The following is a 2,197-nucleotide window of genomic DNA, read 5'->3' on the forward strand; positions in this document are numbered from 1 at the left end:
CTGGTAGTAATCCGTACTGAACATATTATACATTATTTTCAGTATAGTTGAGCTTATTATTGACTAGAGTCACGCTCCTGCTTAGCAGCTCCCTATGGTTGTCTCGGATCCCTTTGGCCTTGTTGTGCAAGAAGTGCAGCAGGGCGGGTACGCAGACCGAGTGAAAAAGCTGGTTTACTTTGCCTGCACCAGCACTTGGGAAAGCGATGTCAGCAAGTTGAACCAAATAGACCTGAAAGCCCTGCTGGAGCAGCTCTGCCGCCAGCACGCTACCCTTGATGCTTTGGGCCAACGCTTTCGAGAGGCCATTAGCCGCATCAACAAAAAAGCCGAGTATGCTCGCATCGCCAAGATGCTGCTAAGCAAGCTACAGCCCCTGTATCAACAGCCCCAAGCGGATCCCTCAGCTTGGGCCGCACCCTCGCCTATCTTGTCCTTGGAGTATGGAAGCCCACGACTGCAAAAGCAAGACTACGATCCCTTCGAGCTGCGGGCAGGGGTGATGCGGCAAACCAGCCCTTTGCGGGCCAAGCTGGTTCTGTTCACGGCTTTGTACCACAAAGTAGAGCCCACTCTGCAGGGGTTGGCGGCCCTGCGGCGCTACAGCCTGGACGAGCTGCTCAGAGCCCTCTACGATGCCTGCGCCTCCCCCCAAGAACTGGAAGCCCGGCTGAAGGAGGCGGTGCAGCAGTTGCAGGAGCCGGATCAGGATGGCCAAGCCGCCAATGCTGTGCTGCAGATGCTGAAGCCTCTTTACGTTGACGTGCCCCCGGAAACGGTCGCCGCTGGAGGGTTGGCTGCCGAGCTCCCCTCTGCCGATCTGGATTGGCTGAATACGGAAGATGCCGTTCGTGCCGGCAGGACAGAGTCCTTGTCCGGTTCCATGACTTGGATTGACGCTGGGATCCCAGAAGATGAGGAAGAACCTGCAGATCCTCTGGCTTTTGCAACCTGGACAACACCACCCGGCCCCTCTTCTGACCTGCGACAGGAGATCCCAGAGTCCTGCCGCCAACTGCTCCATCACAGCGCCGGATCCTTGATGGTTGCCATCGAGAACACCCTAAGCGAGTTGGGCAACGCCCTGGACGAAGGTCTGCAGGATGAGGATCCCGTCCAATATCTGACGCTCAAACACCAGGTGCTGCGCGGCTTCTTGAGGGATGTCGAGGGATCCGCCGCAATGTTCATGGGGATCTTGAAAAAGCTAGAACAATCGGAGTGGCGCTTGGTGCAGCCCCCTCACGTCAGCAGTGGGGAATACGCTTTGCCGGAGGCGATCACTGAGGTGCCCACCAACCTTGCGGATCCCTATGCTTCCCTAAGACAGGTGTTGGCCAGCAGCGAGCTGGCCCAGCAAAAGCCGCAGTTGGAGCAGGAGGTGATGCGTTTGGTGCGGCGCAGCGTCGGCTCTGTCAAAACTGCTATCGAACAGGCCCTGAGCGAGTTGGGCAAGGCGCTGGATGAGCAGTTCCAAACCTGCACCCTAGAGGAAGCCTTGGTTCTCAAGTACCAAACACTACGCGCCTTTTTGCAGGAAGTGGGGGAGATCTCCACCAAATTTGCTGCTTTCTTGGATCGCATGGAGGAGGCAGAGCGCCGTCTGTTCGGGCTGGTTTGAAGCTCAAACCCGCTGTTTGGGGATCCCGTTCAACACTCACGATCAGCCGCGCCGAGTGTTGGGGAAACGCCCGGATCCTTATCTAGAATAACCACCAGTGCAGCTCCTCTCTCACTTCTCTGAGCTCTCCCCTCTCTTCTATGGATGCCAAGGATCTGCTTCGGCTTTACCGGGCAGGACGGATCAACTTTGCCGGCGAGAACCTGGCCGCCCTTGACCTGAGCCGGGCCGATTTGATCGGGGTGGATCTCTCCCAAGCAGACCTGCACAGTGCCAATTTGATCTTCGCCTTCTTGGGGCGGGCCAAGCTGCAGAAGGCCAACCTCGTCGGGGCTAACCTCGGGGGGGCCAACCTCAGCCAGGCGGACTTGAGCGAGGCGGATCTCAGGGATGCCCAGTTGCACGGCGCCACCCTACAAGGAGCAGATTTGCATGGGGCCAACCTGACGCTGGCTCTGTTGATCGATGCCAACCTGCTGGATGCGGATTTGCGTTGGGCCAACCTCACCAGTGCCAACTTGGGGGGAGCTTGCTTGCGGGGGGCTAATCTCCGTTTCGATAGCCGCCGGGGAGCGG

The 2,197-nt window shown here is 58.2% G+C and carries 2 protein-coding genes; both read left to right on the forward strand.

Annotation, left to right across the window (positions count from 1 at the left end):
• Positions 1-94: 94 nt before the first annotated feature.
• Positions 95-1,621: a hypothetical protein gene (locus NW837_RS10120; protein WP_414331201.1), complete on the forward strand. Its 1,527-nt coding sequence runs from the start codon at positions 95-97 to the stop codon at positions 1,619-1,621.
• Positions 1,622-1,761: 140 nt separating this feature from the next.
• Positions 1,762-2,197, forward strand: a 436-nt coding sequence (locus NW837_RS10125; RefSeq protein ID WP_414331204.1) for a pentapeptide repeat-containing protein, incomplete at its 3' end; no start/stop codon positions are given.

Source organism: Synechococcus sp. R6-10, from assembly GCF_047461815.1.
Classification (GTDB): Bacteria; Cyanobacteriota; Cyanobacteriia; order Thermostichales; family Thermostichaceae; genus Thermostichus.

Coding starts and splice junctions, on each gene's coding strand:
- NW837_RS10120 (WP_414331201.1), top strand. CDS start 95: ATGGTTGTCTCGGATCCCTTTGGCCTTGTTGTGCAAGAAGTGCAGCAG.